General features: G+C 67.1%; 10 protein-coding genes. 3 read left to right on the top strand and 7 right to left on the bottom strand.

The annotated features are described in order from the left end of the window. The first annotated feature begins 86 nt into the window (after nucleotides 1–86). The gene (locus ACVIYL_RS26120; protein WP_456780208.1) at nucleotides 87–6,104 is read left to right on the top strand and encodes an apolipoprotein A-IV repeat region-like domain-containing protein; all 6,018 of its coding nucleotides are present in this window, start codon (nucleotides 87–89) and stop codon (nucleotides 6,102–6,104) included. Nucleotides 6,105–6,398: 294 nt separating this feature from the next. Here ACVIYL_RS26120 and ACVIYL_RS26115 read toward each other — a convergent pair whose 3' ends face one another. From ACVIYL_RS26115 to ACVIYL_RS26105, 3 genes are all read right to left on the bottom strand, one after another. Next, nucleotides 6,399–7,265, bottom strand: a complete 867-nt coding sequence (locus ACVIYL_RS26115) for an MlaD family protein (RefSeq protein ID WP_018272595.1) — start codon at nucleotides 7,263–7,265, stop codon at nucleotides 6,399–6,401. Between the two features lie 119 nt (nucleotides 7,266–7,384). Then, nucleotides 7,385–8,155, bottom strand: a complete 771-nt coding sequence (locus ACVIYL_RS26110) for an ABC transporter ATP-binding protein (protein WP_253607844.1) — start codon at nucleotides 8,153–8,155, stop codon at nucleotides 7,385–7,387. 2 nt (nucleotides 8,156–8,157) lie between these two features. Continuing rightward, the gene (locus ACVIYL_RS26105) at nucleotides 8,158–9,291 is read right to left on the bottom strand and encodes an MlaE family ABC transporter permease (protein WP_253607843.1); all 1,134 of its coding nucleotides are present in this window, start codon (nucleotides 9,289–9,291) and stop codon (nucleotides 8,158–8,160) included. A gap of 141 nt (nucleotides 9,292–9,432) precedes the next feature. On the opposite strand from ACVIYL_RS26105, the gene dgcA reads away from it, so the two are divergent. After that, nucleotides 9,433–10,434, top strand: a complete 1,002-nt coding sequence (gene dgcA / locus ACVIYL_RS26100; protein ID WP_456780207.1) for an N-acetyl-D-Glu racemase DgcA — start codon at nucleotides 9,433–9,435, stop codon at nucleotides 10,432–10,434. On the opposite strand, the gene ACVIYL_RS26095 is transcribed toward dgcA, so the two are convergent. Next, nucleotides 10,431–11,603 (bottom strand): MFS transporter, encoded by a 1,173-nt coding sequence (locus ACVIYL_RS26095; RefSeq protein ID WP_456780206.1) that lies wholly within the window; start codon nucleotides 11,601–11,603, stop codon nucleotides 10,431–10,433. The genes dgcA and ACVIYL_RS26095 overlap by 4 nt on opposite strands. A 75-nt stretch (nucleotides 11,604–11,678) precedes the next feature. Between ACVIYL_RS26095 and ACVIYL_RS26090 the strand changes: the two genes are divergently transcribed. Continuing rightward, nucleotides 11,679–12,989: a hypothetical protein gene (locus tag ACVIYL_RS26090; RefSeq protein WP_456780205.1), complete on the top strand. Its 1,311-nt coding sequence runs from the start codon at nucleotides 11,679–11,681 to the stop codon at nucleotides 12,987–12,989. A gap of 137 nt (nucleotides 12,990–13,126) precedes the next feature. Here the strand turns inward: ACVIYL_RS26090 and ACVIYL_RS26085 are convergent, their stop codons facing one another. From ACVIYL_RS26085 to ACVIYL_RS26075, 3 genes are read right to left on the bottom strand one after another with little or no spacing between them, the layout of a single operon-like run. Next, entirely contained in the window at nucleotides 13,127–14,116 is a 990-nt protein-coding gene (locus tag ACVIYL_RS26085; RefSeq protein WP_076825738.1) for a threonine/serine dehydratase, read from the bottom strand. Between the two features lie 56 nt (nucleotides 14,117–14,172). Beyond that, nucleotides 14,173–15,264 (bottom strand): glycosyltransferase family 4 protein, encoded by a 1,092-nt coding sequence (locus ACVIYL_RS26080; protein ID WP_456780204.1) that lies wholly within the window; start codon nucleotides 15,262–15,264, stop codon nucleotides 14,173–14,175. Then, nucleotides 15,261–16,073: a UDP-2,3-diacylglucosamine diphosphatase gene (locus ACVIYL_RS26075; RefSeq protein WP_456780203.1), complete on the bottom strand. Its 813-nt coding sequence runs from the start codon at nucleotides 16,071–16,073 to the stop codon at nucleotides 15,261–15,263. Before ACVIYL_RS26075 ends, ACVIYL_RS26080 begins: the two co-directional genes overlap by 4 nt. Nucleotides 16,074–16,218 lie beyond the last annotated feature (145 nt).

Raw genomic sequence — 16,218 nt, 5'->3', positions numbered from 1 at the left:
CCGCTTGTGGGCACCGGCTTCGAGCTTGCGTGGGGACGATCGCAGGCTCGCCGACGCGTAAAATAGTGAGAGGGCTCAGACTGAACATGGCGAACACTCCCAAGAAGGTCAAAGATCCCACCGAAGTCGCGCTTTCTGCCATCCAGGAAGCCCTCAACATCAGCGAACAGGGCGCGGAGAATCGCAGCCCCCTCAACGAAGGCGCCGCGCCGCCGAACCTGCCGCCCGCTGCCGATTTTTCAGCCACATCGTTCGAGTCGCGTCCGAGTAATTCCGATCGTTCGGCGTTCGAGCCGATCGAAGAACCGCGCGCGCCGCGCCGCGCCGCCAATGATGATCGCGAAACCATCGGCCAGATGCTGCAGACGCTGCAGGGAGGACGCGCGCGCAACGCCTTCACGCTGTTCTTTGTCTGCTCCGGCGCCTGGCTGCTGGGCGGCGTCATCCTCACCATCGCGTTCTGGCCGGCCCTGCAGGCCTCGATGGCCCAGGGCACCGGCGTCCTGGTGCTCGCCGGCCTTGCCGCGCTGTTCGCCGTGCCGATCCTGCTGTTCTACTATCTCGCAAGCCTCGCCGCGCACGGTCAGCGCATGCAGATGATCGCGCAATCGATGGCGCAGGTCGCGATGCGATTCTCCGAGCCGGAAAACGCCGCCGCCGATTCCATGGTGACGGTCGGCCAGGCGATCCGCCGCGAAGTCGCAGCGATGGGCGACGGCGTCGAGCGCGCGATCGCGCGCGCCGGCGAACTCGAGACCCTCGTCGCCAACGAGGTCGCGGCGCTGGAACGCGCCTATTCCGACAACGAGGTGCGCATCCGCGCGCTGCTGCAGGACATCGCCCACCAGCGCGACAACCTGGTCGGCCAGGCCGAGCAGGTGCGCAGCGCGATCTCCGGCGTGCAGATCGACCTGCGCCACGACATCGCGCTGATCTCGGACGCGATCGCCTCGCGCGTCGACGAGGTCGCCAAGAGCATCACCGGCGCGCTGGAAGAGCGCGGCCAGCACATCACCACCGCGCTGAGCCATGCCGGCGACAACATGATCCTCGCGCTCGGCGAGCGCGGCGGCGACCTGCTCGACCGCCTCGAGGAGGCCAGCGCCGAGACCACGCGCGCGGTGATGGACGCCTCCGAGCGGCTGACCACCAGCCTCAACTTCAAGACCGGCCATGTCCATGACGAGTTCGTCGATCTGGCCGATCGCGTCCACGAGTTGCTGAACGAGCGCATCGACCGCATCACCGGCGAGTTCGAGCAGCGTTCGTCTGTCATCGTCGACGGCATCTCCGACCGCACCGAAGAGGTCCACGACTCCCTGAAGAACTCCGCGGACTCGCTGCTGCTCGAGCTCGAGCTGCGCAGCAACGACCTTGTCAGCAAGATCGACGATGCCGGCAACCGCCTCGCCGGCCAGATCATGACGTCCGGCGACAAGGCAAGCGAGGCGCTCGACGTCACTGTCAATTCGCTGGTCGCCAAGGTGGTGGGCCAGACCGAGACCGCGCACGACTCGCTGTCGCTGCAGATGAGCGCGTTCGACGACCTGGTGAAGAACCACGGCAGCGAGCTCGCCGAGAAATTCGCCCGCGACTCCGGCACGCTCGGCGCGCTGATCACCCGCCACATCTCGGAATTCGACCGCACGGTGAAGACCTTCGGCGGCGACATCGTCGAACGCATGGGCCAGCGGACCCAGGACATTGCCGACAGCCTGAAGACCTATGTCGACACTTTCGACCATCGTGTCACCACCAACAGCGGCGAGATCACCGCCTCGCTCGACCAGCGCCTGCTGCAGTTCGAGACCACGCTCGGCAGCCGCGTCACCAATCTCGATGCCTCGCTGACCGACAAGCTGTCGTCGTTCGACAGTTCGCTCGCCAGCAAGATCGGCTCGTTCGACGGCCGTCTGCAATCGCTCGATGACGCGATCGACGGCCGCATGAAGTCCCTCGAAGTCACCTTCGAGAGCCGCGCCAAGTCGGTCACCGAGACCATCGACGGCCATCTCGGCACGCTCGCGACCCAGCTGACCGACGGCGCCTCCCAGGCGATCCAGTCGATCGACTCGCGGCTTGGCCTGCTCACCACCACCCTGACCGAAGGCACCGTGCAGGCGATCGCCGCGGTCGACTATCGCATCAACGGCGTCACCGAGACCATCGACGGCCACAGCATCCGCCTGGTCGACACCCTCAACGGCCACAGCACCCGCCTCGCCGACACCATCAATGGTCACAGCGCGAACCTGACCGACACCATTTCGGCGCGGTTCGCCGACATCCAGCAGGGCATCGAGAGCCGCGTCGGCGTCATCGCCGGCGACATCGATACCCGCGTCGCGCAGTTCGAGGACCTGCTGGGCTCGCGCGTCGAGGCCGTCGCCGGCCGCATCGAGAGCAGCGGCCGCCAGGCGAGCGAGGACCTGATGTCCCGCGCCGAGCTGTTGTCGTCGAGCATCAAGTCCCATGTCGAGGACGCCGAGCGTTCGCTGACCAACCTCGTGGTCAACACCAGCGAAACCATCCAGACCGGCGCGCGCACCGCGCAGCAGGCGCTGCTCACCGTATCCGCGGACGTCGGCAACCAGCTCAAGCTGAGCTCGGCCGAGGTCGAGAGCGTGCTGACCGCCGTCGGCACCAGCGCCGCCAACTCGATCCTCACCAGTGCCCGCGATGCCCAGGTGTCGCTGGTCTCGGCCTCCGGCGACGTCGCCTCGCAGATCAAGGCGCTGTCCGAGGATGTCGAGCGCACGCTGCAGGCGGCCGGCAGCGCCACCGCAGCCTCCGTGCTGTCCGGCGCCCGCGACGCGCAGACCACGCTGGTCAGCGCCTCGGTCGAGGCTGCAAGCCAGGTCAAGTCGCTGGCCACCGATGTCGAGCAGTCGCTGTCGATGGCCGGCTCTGCCGCCGCCGAGGCGATCATGACCGGCGCGCGCGAGGCCCAGACCACGCTGATCTCGACGTCGACCGACGTCACCGGCCAGGTCAAGTCGCTCGCCAGCGACGTCGAGCGCTCGCTCTCGATGGCCGGCACCGCGACCGCGGAAGCCGTCGTCGCCTCCGCTCGCGAGGCCCAGAGCACGCTTGCCGGTGCATCCACCGAAGCCGCCAACCTGGTCCGCACGCTCGCGGCCGACGTGCAGCACTCGCTCTCGACCGCCGGCACCGCCACCGCCGAGGCAATCATGACCGGCGCCCGCGAGGCCCAGACCACGCTGATCTCGACGTCGACCGACGTCACCGGCCAGGTCAAGTCGCTCGCCAGCGACGTCGAGCGCTCGCTCTCGATGGCCGGCACCGCGACCGCGGAAGCCGTCGTCGCTTCCGCCCGCGAGGCCCAGAGCACGCTCGCCGGCGCATCCACCGACGCGACCAACCTGGTCCGAACACTGTCGGCCGACATCGAGCGCTCGCTGTCGATGGCAGGCTCCGCCACCGCGGAAGCCGTCGTCGCCTCCGCCCGCGAGGCCCAGAGCACGCTGGCCGGCGCATCCACCGAGGCCACCGATCTGGTCCGCTCGCTGGCGGCCGATATGGAGCGTTCGCTGTCGATGGCCGGCTCCGCCACCGCGGAATCGATCACGTCAGGCGCGCGTGAGGCCCAGAGCACCCTGGTCAACGCGTCGACCGAGGCTGCGACCAAGGTGTCGGCGCTTGCCGCCGACATCCAGCGTGCACTGTCGATGGCCGGCTCCGGCACCGTCGAGATGCTGACGGCCGGCGCCCGCGAGGCGCAGAACACCCTCGTCACCGCGTCGACGGAAGCAGCCAACCACGTCAAGTCGCTGGCCGTCGATGTCGAGCGCACCCTGACCTCGGTCGGCACCAACACCGCGCAGGCGATCCTCGGCAGCGCCCGCGATGCCCAGAGCTCGTTCGTGGCGACCTCCAGCGAGGCCGCAAGCCAGATCCGCGAGATCTCCGCCGAGATCGAGCGGTCGCTGACCACGGCCAGCGCGGAGACCGCGCAGACCATCCTCGGCAGCGCCCGCGAGGCCCAGAGCTCGTTTGCGGCGACCTCCGCCGATGCCGCCGCCCAGATCCGCACGCTCTCGACCGATATCGAGCGCGCGCTGGGTGCGGTCACGGTCAAGACCACCGACAACATCCAGACCTCGGCGCAGAACGCGCAGGCCGCGCTGATCACCATGTCCAACGAGGTCTCGACCAAGGTCAAGACGACCTCCGCCGACATCGAACGTTCGGTGCTGTCGGCCTCCAGCGCCTTCGGCTCGGCGATGACCGGCAAGACCGACGAGATCGTCACCTATGTGCAGCAGCAGACCGAGCGTCTGTCGCAGATGGTCGACGGCCGCCGCGGCTCGCTGGTCGAGGCGCTGACCGCCAAGACCACGCAGCTGTCGAGCGACATGGATCGCGCCACCGCGGATGCGCTGAAGGCGATCGAAACCCGCGGGCTCGCCTTCTCGCAGTCGATGTCGGCCCACGGCAGCGATGTCGCGCGCAACATCACCTCGGCCGGCGATCAGGCGACCGGCGCGGTGGCGAAGTCGCTCAAGGAGCTCGAGCAGGCTTCGCGCGCGGCGATCGACCAGTCGCGCCAGGTCTCGATCTCGGCCGTCACGGAGATGCAGGAGACCAGCAAGATCCTGCGCACCGATACGGTCGCGCTGTTCGAGCGGCTGCGCGAAGGCAACATCCTCTTGCAGGAAGTGTTGACCGGCGCCCACGACAACCTCAACTCGCTGGAGCGCGCGCTGGTGACCCGCGTGGCCGACTTTGTGTCCGCCATGAACGATGTCACCTCGCGCAACGGCGTGGCAACCCAGACGCTGGAAGACCAGCTCACGGTGTTCAACAGCAAGACCGGCAAGGCGCTGGAAGATCTCGGCGAGCTGTCGAGCCAGTTCGAGACCCATGGCAAGGCGCTGATCGATGCGGCTGCCGTGGTCGAGCAGGCCAACCGCTCGACGACGGCCTCCGTCAGCGAGCGCAAGTCGGCGCTGGAAGCGCTGGTCACGACCATCGACCTGCGCACCACCGATCTCGACCAGCGGCTGTCGCGCTTCACCGGGCTGCTCGATGAATCGCTCGGAGCGGCCGAGGAACGCGCCCGCGACATCGCCCGTGTGGTGGCGGAGACCGCAGGCGCCGGTTCGGCTGCGATCAGCAGGCAGTTCGAGGCGGTGCGCCAGGCGGCCGAGAACGAGCGTCAGCAGACCGTCGACGCCATGAACGACCTCTACCAGCAGAGCAACGCCGAGACCGATGCGATGTTCAAGGAATCGACGGAGAAGTTCTCCGCGATGGTCACGGCGATGAAGCAGATGGCGAGCGAGATGCAGAGCGAGCTCGAGGCCACCCGCAACGAGCTGCGCCGCGGCGTGCTCGAGATGCCGCAGGAGGCCGCCGAGAACACCGCGCAGATGCGCAAGGTGATCGTCGACCAGATCGAGGCGCTGGCCGAGCTGAACCGCATCGTCGCTCATCACGGCCGCGGACTCGACGTGGTCTCGACCAACCGCGCCAGCGTTCGCCACGAGGAGCCGGTGGTGGCTGCCGCCGGCGGCCGCGGCGACGTGCGCATGCGGGACAACGGCAACAGCGCCTCGACGCTGCCGCCGCCGGATCTCGGCATGACGAGCTCGCGCCGCACCGAGGCCCCGCCGGTCAGCCCGGCAGGCTCCAACAACAACGGCGACGGCTGGCTGTCCGACCTGCTCAACCGCAGCGACGCACCGCCGCCCGCCCCGCAGAGCCGCGACGCCCAGCAGCGCCCGCGTCCGCAGCAACAGCCGGTCAATCCGCTGGAGTCGCTGTCGCTCGACATCGGCCGGCTGATGGACCGCACGCTTGCGGCCGAGATGTGGGATCGCTACCAGCGCGGCGAGAACAAGGCGTTCTCCAAGCGCCTCTACACGCCGGCCGGCCAGAAGGCCTTCGATGAGGTGGCCCGCAAGTATCGCGCCGACCGCGGCTTCAAGCAGACGGTCGACCGCTATATCGCGGAGTTCGAGCGCCTGCTCGACGAAGTCGCCCGCGACGGCCGCGGCCAGCAGGAGCTGAGCAGCCACCTCACCTCGGAGACCGGGCTGGTCTACACCCTGCTCGCGCATGCCGCGGGACGGCTGGGGTAAGCTGGCGAAGTAAGCGAGTAGCGAATAGCAAATGGAAACGGAGGCCGAAGGGCCTCCGTTTTTGTTTGGGGCGACGCCGCAGAGTCTCGCTGTGGCACCGGCGTGCCAGTAACTAACCGCTGTCATTGCGAGGAGCGCAAGCGACGAAGCAATCCATCGCGCCGAGCATGCGGAACGATGGATTGCTTCGCGGAGCCTGTCATCGGGCGCGCGTTCGCGCGACCCGTTGGCTCGCAATGACGGATGCGGCCGACGGCGAACCCTACTCGCTATTCGCCACTCACCATTCTCACGTCATTGCCGCCGCCGCGGCCCCGGTGCGGCCGGAGCCGGCGCGGGCTCGGGTGCGGCATTGTTGCTGCCGCCGAAGATCACCCGGCTCGGGTTGCGGTCGAAATTGTTCACCGCGCGGCTGATGTCGGACAGCGTCCGGCGACCGTCGTTGATCAGGAGATTGGAGCGCTTGTCGAGGTCCTCGGCGAGTTCGCGGATCGACTTCACCATCAGGTTCAGCTCGCTGCCATTGTTGCCGCCCGCGATCGCATTGAGGCCCAGCATCAGGCTGTCGGCCTTGCCCATCACGCCGTCGACCTTGAGCATGACGTTGTCGATCTTCTCGGAATTGCGCGCTAAGGCCTGGGTGAAGACCTCGAGATTCTTCAGCGAATTCTTCACCGACTGCTGATTGTCGGCGACGATGCGGTTGACGTTTTGCAGGGTGGCGCGGATCGCCTCGGTGACGTCCTGCAGCGCATTCGGGTCGGCGGTCAGAACCGGGATGCCGTCCTCGTCCAGCGGCACCGGCGGGGCTGCCTCCTCGCCGCCCTTGAGCGAAATCGCGGCGACGCCGGTGAGGCCCTGGAACTCGAGACCGACCAGGGTGTCCTTGCGGAGCGGTGCGTTGTTCTCGATCATCGCCAGCGCAACCACGCGTCGCGGGTTGTCGAGCTTCACCGAAACCACTTCCCCTATCCGAATACCATTGAAATTGACGTTGCCGCCGTTGCGCAGGCCTGACGCTGGCCCTTCGAAGATCACCCGCAGGGGGCTGCGCTGCTTGGTCGTGTGCAGGCTCTGGAACCACAGCACGAAGCCGAATGCGGCGGCGATCACCGCCAGCGTGAAAGCCCCGATCAAGACGTAGTTCGCCCGCGTTTCCATCAATTGCTCGCGTTAATCACTCTCGGGCCCTCGCGCAGCCGGCTGCGCTCGAGCCCATCGAATTCCCTGTTGGCGCATGATCTCGTCCGAAAGTCGGCATCAGGTTTCGGGATCATGGGCTAGGCCACAACGGAACGGGCGCGCTTGCCGTTGAAATATTGCTGCAGCCATGGATGCTGCGACGCCTTCATGTCGGCGATCGATCCTGCAGCAATGATCTTACCGTTCCCTAAAACGGCGATACGGTCGCACGCGGTGTAAAGACTGTCGAGATCGTGGGTTACCATGAAAACGGTCAGCCCCAAAGTGCGTTGCAGGGTGCGCACCAGCTCGTCAAACTCGCCGGCGCCGATCGGATCGAGACCCGAGGTCGGCTCGTCGAGAAACACGAGCTCGGGATCGAGCGCGAGTGCCCGCGCCAGCGCGACGCGCTTGATCATGCCGCCCGACAATTCCGACGGATAACGATCGGCGACTTCCGGCTTCAGCCCGACCATCACGAGTTTCGCCACCATGATCTCGTCGAGCAGCCGCTGCGAGACGCGCAGATACTCGCGCGCCGGAAACTGGATGTTCTGGCGCACCGTGAGCGAGGAGAACAGCGCGCCCTGCTGGAACAGGATGCCCCAGCGCCGTTCGACGGCGCGGCGCTGCGAGGTGCTCGCGGCGTCGAGATCGACACCGAACACCTCGATGCGGCCGGCGACCTTCGGCACGAGCCCGATGATGGTGCGCGTCAGCACCGACTTGCCGGCGCCCGAGGGCCCGACGAAGCCGAGGATCTCGCCGCGCCTGACGTCGAGGTTGAGGCCGTCGAGCACCCGCGTGTTGCCGAATTGGACGGTAATGTCGCGGACCCGGATGATGGCGTCGTTGTCCTCTTCCGCCATGATCACATCCCGATCGAGGCGAAGAAGATCGCGAACACGCCGTCCATCACGATCACGAAGAAGATCCCTTTCACCACCGATGCGGTGGTGTGCTGTCCGAGCGACTCCGCCGAACCCTGTACCGCCAGGCCTTCGACGCAGGCGACGATACCGATCACCGCCGCCATGACCGGCGCCTTGACCATGCCGACGATGAAATGGTCGATCGATATGGCATCACGAAGGCGGAGCAGGAAGGCTTCCGGATCGACGCCGCCATAGAGCCAGGCCACCAGGCCGCCGCCATAGAGCGCGGCCATCGCGCCAAGAAAGGCCAGGATCGGCAGCGCCAGCACCAGCGCCAGCATGCGCGGCAGGATCAGAACCTCGATCGGATCGAAGCCCATGGTGCGCAGCGCGTCGATCTCCTCGCGCATCTTCATCGAGCCGAGCTCGGCGGTATAGGCCGAGCCTGAACGGCCCGCGACCATGATCGCGACCAGCAGCACGCCGATCTCGCGCAGCACCAAGACGCCCAGCATGTCGACGACGAAGATGTCGGCGCCGAACCTGCGGAAATGGAAGATGCCCTGCTGCGAGATGATGCAGCCGATCAGGAAGGTGATCAGCACCACGATCGGCACCGCGCGCCAGCATACCTGCTCGAGGTGATGCACCGTCGAGGTCAGGCGGAAGCTGCGCGGATGGATCAGCACCTTCCCGGCGGCCGCCAGCACCGCGCCGAGCATGTCGACGAGGCCGATGATGGTGCTGCCGATCCCGGCCACGGTGCGCCCGATCTGCTCGAGCATGCCTGAGATCGACAGCCGGTCGCTGACGACCCCGGGCGCGGGGCCGACGCGGCGGACCTCGTCGACCAGGCTGGAATAATTGGCCGACAGGCCCGCGATCTCGGCTTCGGCGGTGGCGTCGCTCAGGCTGCGGCGCAGCCGCTCGATCAGCCAGGCGCCGAAGGTGTCGAGGCTCGCGACCTGCGACACGTCGATGAAGATGTGCGGCCGGCTGCCGCGCAGCTTCTCCGCGTCGGAGACGATCCGTTCAAGCGCAGGAGCAAAGCGGGCCGTCCAGTTGCCTGCCGCGCACAACGCCAGTCCTTCGCCTTGGGCTATCCGCTCCAGTGTCGGGTCGCCGCTCACCTCTAACCCACCCCTCAAGCCGGCTGGCTGCCGCTAACGCTGATCTCCGGCGCTGCCGGATCGGCTTGTCGAATCTGTCGCTAAACAGCCATAGTTGGTTGCGCGTCGCAAGCTACGGTTCAGGAAATAGTAGACTTTAAAATGACTTCCACCCCTCCCGGAGCGATTTCCCTGAGCAGTCGGATCGAGCGCTGGCCGATCGCGGGGACCTTCACGATCAGCCGCGGCACCAAGACCGAGGCTGTCGTCGTGGTGGCCGAGGTGAGCCAGGGCGGCCTCACCGGCCGCGGCGAATGCGTACCCTACCCGCGCTATGGCGAAACGCCCGAGGCGACACTGCAGGCGATCCAGGCCCTACAGGCGCCACTCGCCAATGGCATGGACCGGATCGCCTTGCAGGCCGGGATGGCTGCCGGCGCCGCCCGCAATGCGCTGGATTGCGCGCTGGCGGACCTTGAGGCCAAACGCGCCGGCAAACGGATCTGGAACCTGCTCGGCCGGCCCGCGCCGGAGCCGCGGACCACCGCCTATACGATCTCGCTCGGGACATCAGAGGCGATGGCGGAGGCCACCGCGAAGGCCGCGCATCGTCAGTTGCTCAAGATCAAGCTCGGCGGCGATGGCGACGGCGCACGAATCGCCGCCGTGCGCAAGGCGGCGCCTGGATCCGAGCTGATCGTCGACGCCAACGAAGCCTGGACCGAGGACAACCTCGCCGCCAATCTCGCGGCCTGCGCCGATGCCGGCGTCACCCTGATCGAGCAGCCGCTGCCGGCGGGCAAGGACGAGGCGCTGGCGCGGATCAGGCGGCCGGTTGCGGTCTGCGCCGACGAGAGCGTGCATGACCGCGCCTCGCTCGCCGGCCTGCGCGGCCGCTATGACGCCGTCAACATCAAGCTCGACAAGACCGGCGGATTGACCGAAGCGCTGGCGATGGCGGATGCCGCCCGCGCGCTCGGCTTCGAGATCATGATCGGCTGCATGGTCGCGACCTCGCTCGCGATGGCGCCGGCGATGCTGATCGCGCAAGCCGCGCGCTTCGTCGATCTCGACGGCCCGCTGCTGCTGGCGAAGGACCGCGACCGCGGCCTGCGCTACGAGGGCAGCCTGGTCTATCCGCCCGACGCCGCGCTCTGGGGCTAATCGGTAAGACGCTTACGCGCCAGCCACATCACGAGCCCGCCCGTGGCCGCCATCGCGGCCATCATGTCGTAGACGCCGAGCCCGAAGCGCGCATAGACCATGCCGCTGACGATCGCCGTGGTGCTCGCGACAATGCCGCCGCAGGCGGTGAGATAGCCTTGCGCGCGCGCCATCACGTGAACCGGCACGTGATGCACCATCAGTCCCATGATGCCGACCTGCGTCAGACCGAAGCTCAACCCGTGTCCGAGCTGCACAACTGCAAGCACCGCAAGCGGCGGGTCCTGCGCGGTGATCGCCCAGCGCGCCGCGGCACTGGAGGCCGCGATCATCACCAGCACAGCCGACGGCAGCGTGAAGCGCGGCGAGGCCGCAAACAGTACGATCTCGGCGATCACGCCGAGCACCCAGAGACAAGCGATCGTCAGGCCGCTGAAGCCGGCCTGCTGCCAGGCAATCGATGCGAAGATGTAATAGGCGCCGTGGCTGCCCTGGATCAGCGCCGAGGATACGATGATGGCGAGGAAGGTGGGATTGCGCAGCAGTTTTGGCGCGCCGGCCGCAGGTGTGGCGGCTGCCGCTGGGCGGCCCAGCGGCCGCAGCGTCAGCCCGACCAGCGCGCCGAGCGCCGTCACGGCCGTGATGATCCAGATCAGGTCGACCTCGGCGACATAGCGGAGCAAGAAGCCGCTCAGCAGCGCGCAGACCGCGAAGGCGGCCGAGCCCCAGAGCCGCAGCGGTCCGTAGCTGAGGCCGAATTGCCTGACGCCGCGCAGCGCATAGGCGTCGGTGAGCGGCACCATCGGAGTCCAGACGCAGCAGGTCAGCGCATAGATCGCCAGCAGCACGAACGGCTGGTGCTGGGTGCCGATCACGGCAAAGCCGAACGCCGTGGCGAATCCGGTGGCGATGATCGCCCCGCGCAGCATCTGACGCCGCTCCGCCGCCGCGGTGACCAGCGGCAGCACGGTGAAGCGTGTCACCGGCGGCACCGCGGTGATGATGCCGATCCAGGTGGCGTCGATGCCGATCGCCTTCAGCCACACCGTGAAAAACGGCAGATGAACCCCGGTCATGCCGAACAGCGTGGCATAGAATGCCGCTAGGCTGCGCGCGAATCGCCGCGATGCAATCCTTGCTGCAATGGGGATTTGTGATTCGGAAGACATCAATTCAATTGCGATTCGCGCGATATCGTGGTGATCGTTAGCGTAACGCGCAGTGATTTGCGCGGAGAGATTGTGATGGCCGAAGAAGCATTCGCCCTGTCGCCGATATCCGCCCGCGCGGCCCTGCCGAGCGAGGAGGACTATGCCGCGATCAGCGCGGCCTTCATGGAGACCTCGCGGGGCCGCTGGTTCCTCGGCGAATACGCCAAGCGCAACCGCAATGCCGATACCCGCATGGTGCTCGATGCCGTGGCGCGGATCGAGGAAAGCCTCAGCGCGCAGCGGCAAGCCGCCGCCGCGGCGATCAGGGACGAGCAACTGGCGCAGGCGCTGGCCGCCCTGCGCGGCGCAATCGAAGCTACCCAGGCCTCCGCCATCGCCGCGCTCGACGGCATCAGCTTCGAGCAAAGCCTCGCACCGGTGCGCAAGGGCGTGCGGGTGATCAGGGAGATCTCCTGGCGGCTGCGCGAGATCGGCAATGACGGCCGGATCTGCGACATCATCGATTCGCAGGTCAGCGCGATCGAGGCCGGCGCCGCCGAGGTCTCGATGAACGACGCCAAGGCTGTGCTGGATGCCGCCTTCGCGGCGCTGGCGCGCCGGCTCAGCGAGTTCGATCCGGACAAGGCGGCGACGCCTGCGGCCGAGCCTGACGTGGCCGAGGCGCCGGTTGCGGAGCCGCCGGCAGCGGCCTCCGCGCCGCCACCGGTGGCCGAAAGTGCAGCTCCCGATATGGCCGCTACGCGGCCAGCGCCGCCTCGGGAGGCCGCTGCGGCGCCGATCGTCGAAGCCGCGATTCCCGCCGCCGTGCCCGGCACTGAGGCCGCTACGGCCGTGATGCCGCAGCCGAGCGAAGCCTGGATCAAAGCTGAAGCCGCGCTGGCCGAAGCCGAAGCCGCGGAACTCGCCCGCGTCACCGACGAAGCGACGGCCGACGCCCATGACGAGGCGGTGCTCGACCTGATCGCGATGGAGATGGGTGCGCCCGATCCGATCGACGAGGAGGTTATCGCCGAGGAAATGCGTGCCGCCGAGGAGATGCGCGTCGCCGAAGCGATGGACGTCGCTGAGGCGATGGCGGCCGAGCCCGAAATGGTTGCGCCGGCCATTCAGCCCGAGCCTGCACCGGCGCCGAAGGTCGAGGTCAGGGCAGAAGTCAAGATCAAGCCGCCGCCGGTGGCTGTGGCGCCGATTGCCGAAACTCTGGTGATGCCGCCGCCTCTCCGGCCCGCCGTTGAGCCTGCCCCTGCTCCCGCAGCAGAGATCTCACTCGGTTCGACCATCATCGCCAGCGGCCTGCTGAAAAGGCCGACTGTTGCGGCCAACGACCCGCTCGCGCCAATCCGTCGCATGAGCCAGGCCGAGAAGATGGCGTTCTTCTCGTAACCTCGACTGTTCATATCCTGTCATTGCCGGGCTTGACCCGCGCACGACGACTGGCGCGAAGCATTCATGTCCCATGGACCGCACGCGCAACGTGAGCCAGCTCATGTACCGCGGCAGCATCTGTGCCTAACCCGGTGTCAGGCAACCAGTTTCGCGAACAGGTCGGCGTCGACATTGCCGCCCGACAGCACGATGACGACGTTCTTGCCCTTGGCATCGATCCGCCCGGCGAGCAGCGCCGCGAGTCCGACCGCGCCGCCGGGCTCGACCACGAGCTTGAGCTCGCGGTAGGCAAAGGCGACGGCGGCGCCGACCTCGTCGTCGGAGGCGCTGACGCCATTCGCGAGCAGCTTGCTGTTGATGGCGAAGGTCAGTTCGCCCGGCATCATCGCCATCAGCGCATCGCAGATGGTGCGCGGCGCAACCGCATGCGCCTCGCGATGCCCGACCTTGAGCGAAAGGGCATGATCGTCATAGCCCGCGGGCTCGGCGACGATCACCTGGGCCTGCGGATATTTCGCCTTCACCGCGGTCGCAACGCCCGCGATCAATCCGCCACCCGAAGCCGGCGCGACCACGATGTCGGGCGTCAGTCCGAGCGCAGCCATGTCCTCGGCGATCTCGCGGCCGGCGGTGCCCTGGCCCGCGATCACGAAGGGATCGTCGTAGGGGCGCACCAAGGTCGCGCCGCGCTTGCCGGCAATGCCGTTGGCGATCGCCTCGCGGTCGTCGCGATCGCGGTCGTAGAGCACGACTTCGGCGCCATAGGATTTGGTGCGCTCGCGCTTGGTGATCGGCGAGTCCGCAGGCATCACGATGGTCGCCTGCATGTTGAGGATCTTGGCCGCCGCGGCGACGCCCTGGGCGTGGTTGCCCGAGGAGAACGCGACGACGCCGCCGCTCCGCTTGTCCTGCGGGATCGAGGCGAGCTTGTTGAAAGCGCCGCGAAACTTGAACGATCCGGTCCGCTGCAGCATTTCGGGCTTGAGAAAGACCTGGCTGCCGACGCGTTCGTTGAGAACGGGGAAGGTCAGGAGCGGCGTGCGCACCGCGAACGGCGCGACCACCCTCGCGGCGGCATCGATGTCCGCGGCAGCGACGGGTGGATTGAGAACGGTGTCCGTCATTCGCGATTTGTATCGCGGCGCCGGGCTGGCGGGCAAGACGCTTTAGCGTGACCCAACTAGCGCGAGTTTGGCTGAGGTGTCGGCAGGACGGCGAAATGGTGCTCTTCGGCACCAAATTCGAACGCCTCCCCCTCGCCGTCCGGCGGCGCGGGGCGGACGTTCATGCAGCGATCGATGAACACCCGGGCCGACGCCTGCCAGGTGTGGAGCGCGGCAAAGTCGACGCAGGCCTGCCGCGGGATGCTGAGCGCCTCCAGGCAGGCATGGCGCAGATCCTCGTCGAGCACGCCGACCGGCGCCGCGCCGATCACGTCGCGGGGACCGGTGACCGGAAAAGCGGCAACCGGCAGGCCGCTCGCCAATGCTTCAAGCAGCACCAGACCAAACGTATCGGTACGGCTCGGGAAAACGAACACATCGGCCGCGGCGTAGATCTCAGCCAATTCTTCCCCATGACGGGCGCCGAGGAACACAGCGTCCGGATATTTCCGCTCCAGCGCCGCCCGCGCCGGGCCGTCACCGACCACGACCTTGGTTCCCGGCAAATCGAGATCGAGGAACGCCTCGAGGTTCTTCTCCACCGCCACCCGGCCGACGCTGAGATAGACCGGCTGCGGCAGGCAGAGATCGACGTCGCGCGGATGGAACAGTGCGGTATCGACACCGCGCGACCACAGCACCACATTGCGGAAGCCGCGCTGACGCAACTCGGCCGCCAGCGCCGGGGTCGCCGCCATCACCGCCCGGCTCGGCCTGTGGAACCAGCACAGCGCCCGCCACACCCAGGCTTCCGGGACAGGCGTCCGCGCCGAGACGTATTCGGGGAAGCGGGTATGGAAGCTCGTCGTGAACGGCAGGCCGCGCTTGCGGCAATAGCGGCGCACCGCAAGCCCGATCGGGCCCTCGGTCGCGATATGGATGCTGTCGGGCCTCGCCGCCTCGATCAGACTTGCGACCTTGGCCCGGTAGGGCAGCGCCAGCCGGAGATCGCGATAGCTCGGCATCGCGAAGGTGCGGAACTCGTCCGGCGTCAGGAAGCTCACCTCGACGCCGAGCGATTTCGCCGCCTGTGCCATCATGGTCAGCGTGCGGACAACCCCGTTGACCTGGGGATGCCACGCATCGGTCGCGACCAGGATATGCGTCATGCAGCGCGTGCCGTCACTCGCGGAACCGGCGCGATCCGGCGCACCGGGTCGGTCCAGGTGATGATCTCGAAATGGCCGTCCTCGTGCTCGGCGAGCGCGGTGCAGCTCTCCACCCAGTCGCCGCAATTCATGTAGCGGATGCCGTGCTCGTCATGAATCGTCGCGTAGTGGATGTGGCCGCAGATCACGCCGTCGCAGCCGTGGCGCCGCGCCTCGCCGGCAAGCGTCGCCTCGAACGCGCCAATATAGTTCACCGCCTTCTTGACCTTCAGCTTGGCCCATTGCGACAGCGACCAGTACCGCACGCCGAACATCTTGCGGAAGAAGTTGACGAAGCGATTCATCTGGATCGCGAAGTCGTACGCCTTGTCGCCGAGATGGGCGAGCCAGCGCGCGTTCTGCACCACGAGATCGAAAATGTCGCCGTGGATCACGAGGTAGCGCTTGCCGTCGGCGCCGGTGTGAACGGTGTTCTCCACCACGTCGATGCCGCCGAAATGCGTGCCGTAATATTTGCGCAGGAACTCGTCGTGGTTGCCCGGGACGTAGATCACCTTGGCGCCCTTGCGCGCCTTGCGCAGCATCTTCTGCACGAAATCATTATGGGTCTGCGGCCAGTACCAGTTCGACTTCAGCGCCCAGCCGTCGACGATATCACCAACGAGGTAGATCGTGTCGGCATCGTGAGAACGGAGGAAGTCGAGCAGGCGGTCGGCTTGCGAACCGCGGGCTCCGAGATGGACATCGGAGATAAACAAAGTGCGAAAGTGCCGCTCGGGACTTTCTTCACTCAAGGAGTCACTTCCCATGCCTGTGCACCTAACAGATTCCTGTGACAAGGCGATGACGATCCCCGCGACCCAAGGCCCCACAAACAGTTAACGAGAATCAGCAGTACGCCGCTTCTCTGCGGATAACAGCAGCGTGCGACAATCTGGCGACATCGGCGGTCGC

The sequence above is a fragment of the Bradyrhizobium sp. USDA 3315 genome (genome assembly GCF_054056795.1).
The sequence above is the reverse complement of the archived record's forward strand: the minus strand, read 5'-3'. Positions and strand labels throughout refer to the sequence as shown.

What these genes read in the sequence shown, in the direction of transcription:
- ACVIYL_RS26095 (WP_456780206.1), bottom strand. Translation starts at nt 11,603, where the DNA reads ATGTCTTCCGAATCACAAATCCCCATTGCAGCAAGGATTGCATCGCGG.
- dgcA (WP_456780207.1), top strand. Translation starts at nt 9,433, where the DNA reads ATGACTTCCACCCCTCCCGGAGCGATTTCCCTGAGCAGTCGGATCGAG.
- ACVIYL_RS26115 (WP_018272595.1), bottom strand. Translation starts at nt 7,265, where the DNA reads ATGGAAACGCGGGCGAACTACGTCTTGATCGGGGCTTTCACGCTGGCG.
- ACVIYL_RS26080 (WP_456780204.1), bottom strand. Translation starts at nt 15,264, where the DNA reads ATGACGCATATCCTGGTCGCGACCGATGCGTGGCATCCCCAGGTCAAC.
- ACVIYL_RS26090 (WP_456780205.1), top strand. Translation starts at nt 11,679, where the DNA reads ATGGCCGAAGAAGCATTCGCCCTGTCGCCGATATCCGCCCGCGCGGCC.
- ACVIYL_RS26120 (WP_456780208.1), top strand. Translation starts at nt 87, where the DNA reads ATGGCGAACACTCCCAAGAAGGTCAAAGATCCCACCGAAGTCGCGCTT.
- ACVIYL_RS26085 (WP_076825738.1), bottom strand. Translation starts at nt 14,116, where the DNA reads ATGACGGACACCGTTCTCAATCCACCCGTCGCTGCCGCGGACATCGAT.
- ACVIYL_RS26110 (WP_253607844.1), bottom strand. Translation starts at nt 8,155, where the DNA reads ATGGCGGAAGAGGACAACGACGCCATCATCCGGGTCCGCGACATTACC.
- ACVIYL_RS26075 (WP_456780203.1), bottom strand. Translation starts at nt 16,073, where the DNA reads ATGGGAAGTGACTCCTTGAGTGAAGAAAGTCCCGAGCGGCACTTTCGC.